General features: G+C 55.3%; 2 protein-coding genes and 1 pseudogene. All 3 read left to right on the top strand.

The window, feature by feature from the left end; all coding sequences use genetic code 11:
• The first annotated feature begins 204 nt into the window (after window positions 1-204).
• Window positions 205-1092 (top strand): CPBP family intramembrane glutamic endopeptidase, encoded by an 888-nt coding sequence (locus LC354_RS27005; RefSeq protein ID WP_223429033.1) that lies wholly within the window; start codon window positions 205-207, stop codon window positions 1090-1092.
• A 337-nt stretch (window positions 1093-1429) separates the two neighbouring features.
• Window positions 1430-1828 (top strand): IS200/IS605 family transposase, encoded by a 399-nt coding sequence (gene tnpA, locus LC354_RS27010; protein WP_223429034.1) that lies wholly within the window; start codon window positions 1430-1432, stop codon window positions 1826-1828.
• A gap of 579 nt (window positions 1829-2407) precedes the next feature.
• A pseudogene (istA, locus tag LC354_RS27015) lies at window positions 2408-3340 on the top strand (IS21 family transposase); the annotation flags it as partial.
• Window positions 3341-3517: the final 177 nt, after the last annotated feature.

Raw genomic sequence — 3517 nt, forward strand, 5'->3', positions numbered from 1 at the left:
ACCGTCAGACCCGCCCAATTTGGGCGAAACGCGGGGGTTGGGCCTCTCCAGTCGGGCTACGCCCTCCCTGCGACGCCCAACCCCCGCGTTCTCATCCTGATTGACGCTGGATTCTCATCTTGTTTGTCGCGCTGCAATTTACCGCCCTTGACGAGACGGGTTAGAATCTGACTGACAGTACTAGAACGGAAGCGGATAGTACGAATGTCCAGTAACTCAGAAAGCTATCTCGATTGGGCGGATAAGGGGCGATCCTCCTTCTTCATCTATATGATCGGATTCATCCTCATCGTACTTTTCTGGTTGCTGCTGGGTGAATTTTTTTCGGCTCCCATTAGGTCGCCTGTGCAGGCCGTATTTGGTGAAAGTGTCGCTGGAACCCTTCTGACCGATTTTAGCTCCTTCCTGCCTGCTTTGATCGTCGTACCGCTTGCCACCAAATACCTGCTTGCGCGCCCCTGGTGGAGTTTCGGTTTCCCCAATTTAAAACCGGATTTTTCGGTTTTCGCTTTGGCCGTATTGGTCAGCTTGGCCGTCAGCCTCCTCGTGACGCTTGGCTTCGGGCTAACCGGACTTTTGCAAATCAAACTCCAACTCCCAAATGCCCGCGAATTCCTGATCGTTCTTGCAATCAGTTGCGTAGGCTTTCTGGTGCAGACAAGCGCCGAAGAGTTCCTTTTCCGCGGATACCTGACCCAGTTCGCTCGCCGCTTTTTCACAAGCCCGCTCTTATTTATCGGCATCCCTTCTCTGCTTTTCGCTGCTCCACACTTCGCAAATGTGGCGTCCGCGCGCGGACACTGGTATGCTCTTCTGCCCTATTTGGCGTATGGCGTCCTTCTTGGCTGGTTTGCTTATCGAACCGGCGCACTATGGGTCGCCATTGGGCTGCACTGGGCAAATAATCTGGGGAATATGGTTTTGGTGGGAACCGATATCGACAGTTTGCCAACGGTGGCACCGATCATTGTCAGTCAACCTACGTTCGAGATGGCCACTGCCATGACGCTAGTATCAACAGCATTGATCTTTGCCATAATGGAATTCCTTCTCCGTAAGAAACGGGGCATGCACGCTAAACTCGTGCTTTGAATAAATGTGCTTTCTGAGATACTATGAACACTTCGCCTTCAGCATACTTTTCAAGCTTGGCTGCCAAATCATCGACGACGACACGGGTAAAGGCATCACCAGCTTCGCTTGCTGGGTCGCTCCACAAACCTTGTTCGGAAATTCTATGACTGTGCGTGCAACAGACGGAAAGCCGTCATCAGTTGCGGGTTTAATTTAGGTCAGTTCATTTTCCACTTAATGGATCGAAACCACTGGCTTCCAGCCGGTCCGCTTCAGCGAATCTGTTCTTGATCTTCTCTCCTGAATTCTGAAACCCGCTGAGGCGGTATGGTTTCAGAATTCAGGAGAGAAGATCATGCGCTACTCGTCATCCGCGCACACGCGATTTTACCACAGGCTCCACGTCGTGTGGGTCACAAAATACCGCTATGAGGTGCTTCAGGGTCCAATGCGGGAGCGCATCCGTGAGATTATCATCCAGACGTGCAACGAAATGGGCGTCTATATAGTGAAGGGTGTGTTGGGGCGCGACCATGTCCACATGTTCTTGTCGATCCCGCCGAAATTGTCGCTGTCAGGAGTCATACAGCGCATCAAGGGCCGCTCATCGCGCCGCATTCAGATGGAGTTCCCGGAGTTGAAGAAGCGATACTGGCGAAGGCGGTTTTGGGCACGCGGGTACTTCTCGACCACCTCGGGCAATGTGACCGACGACATCATCACGCAGTACCTCGAATTACATTCCGCCAAATGATGCTACCGACGTCAGTCGGTAGTCCTTCACTGTAACGAGCCACTGCAAGCTGAGCTAAAAGGCACTTCATAGATGTCTTGACACTTCACATCAGGAATGCTCGTTTTGGACCGGTAGCAGCAGTTAAGCTTATACGAGCGAAGGCCTACTTTGTCCGCGTCTTTCGCATCCAAACGACATGCAGCGAAAGGACGGTCTAGGTTCCAGCCGGAACGACGCCCATGAATGACCGGATTGACGACGCCCGCTGCTTTGCAACAACCTATGTGACGCGATTGCGAATAAATGCTGCGTCAGCAAAGCGCGAAAAACGAATGACGGCAATGTCCGCATCTTGCCAGTTCGCGACCCGCGCGGCGAAGGTCGGCTATCGTAAATTCGCGCCTGGGGGCCGAGGGTGCGCATTCCGGGGTGATCCGCCCATTGATTCCGATTTAATCCGCCCACCCGTACCGATCTGATCCGCCCGGGGATTCCGGGGCATCCGCCCACCCCTCGATGCGCTGCTGTGAGGTAATCTGAAGCGGGCTACTTTGCCGTTCTTTTTGAACGGGAGATGGCCGAGTGAAGAGATTACCAATGCGGAAGATCCGAGAGGCGTTGCGCCTGTCACATGAAGGCCTGTCGACGCGTGTGATGGCGTCGAGCCTGGGCGTTGGGCGCACGACCCTGCGTGGGTATTTGAGCCGCGCACGCGACGTTGGTTTGAGCTGGCCGCTGCCGCACGACCTCACTGACGCTGATCTGGAACAGTTGTTGTTTCCACGGCGTCCAGCAGGCAGTTCTGAACCGATCCCCTTGCCCGATTGGGCTTACGTGCACGCGGAGTTGCGTCGCAAGGGCGTGACGCTTTTGCTGCTGTGGCAAGAGTACCGGGAAGTTCATCCCGAGGGCTACGGTTACAGCCGGTATTGCGAGCTCTACACGCGATGGGAAGGCAAGCTGTCGCCAGTAATGCGGCAGCGCCATCCGGGGGGCGAACGGTTGTTCGTGGATTATGCGGGCCACACCGTTGACGTCGTTGACCCGCAGACAGGCGAAGTGCGGACGGCTCAGCTCTTCGTCGCAACCCTTGGGGCGTCGAACTACACCTATGTCGAAGCGACGTGGACACAAAGCCTGCCGGACTGGATCAGCAGCCATGTCCGTGCATTTGCATTCTTTGGTGGCGTGCCTGCGCAGGTCGTGCCGGACAATCTGAAGGCGGCTGTTATCAAAGCCTGCTTTTATGATCCGGCGATCAACCGGACCTATGGGGATATGGCGGCACATTACGATACCGCTGTCGTGCCCGCGCGGCCACGTAAACCAAAGGACAAAGCCAAGGTCGAAGGCGCTGTTTTGCTCGCCGAGCGCTGGATATTGGCACGCCTGCGCAACCAGATATTCTTCGGTCTCGATGAGCTGAACGCAGCGATCAGACCTCTGCGCGATCAATTGAACGAGAAGGTCACGCGGCATCTTGGTGCCAGTCGCCGCGCTTTGTTCGAGACGTTGGACAAACCCGCGCTAGAGCGTGTCTCTGCTTTTCAGATTCAGGATTCCCAGATTGGCTGTGATGTGATTCCCTGGCCTTGAGGCAGGCATGGGGGTTACAGATGGGCAAGCCACATCCAATAGAACTGCGAACGCGTGTTGTTGCGTTTGTCGATGAGGGCCATGGACACCGCGAGGCGGCGCGGCATTTCC

The organism is Tateyamaria pelophila, assembly GCF_019966495.1.
In the GTDB taxonomy this organism is placed as follows: Bacteria; Pseudomonadota; Alphaproteobacteria; order Rhodobacterales; family Rhodobacteraceae; genus Tateyamaria; species Tateyamaria pelophila.